Consider the following 292-nt stretch of genomic DNA (forward strand, 5'->3'; position numbering starts at 1 on the left):
ACTCGATTCTGGGCGACGATGCCGAGAACATACAGCAGCTCTTGGAGGTCGGTGATTCTGATTCGGCAGCATCCGTGATTCAGAAGCGCGCTCTTCAAACCTGTATTGATCTTGTTGCCGAAGTCGAAAACGGGATTCGCGAATCGAAGGGACGCTATGGTGTTCACTCGTTCAACAACCTGATGATGACTATTCGGGAACTTGTGACGGACATGCAGCAAACTCGGGATCGAGGTGCTATTGGTGCCACTATCAGCGAATCGGTTTTGCGGCCCATGATGCGTGATCTGGC

The 292-nt window shown here is 52.1% G+C and carries 1 protein-coding gene; it reads left to right on the forward strand.

Annotation, left to right across the window (positions count from 1 at the left end):
- Positions 1-292: hypothetical protein (locus AC1RO3_RS09060; RefSeq protein WP_481764091.1), on the forward strand; the 292-nt coding region annotated here is incomplete at both ends.

The organism is Dellaglioa sp. CoH-57-MRSF-19 (genome assembly GCF_056781975.1).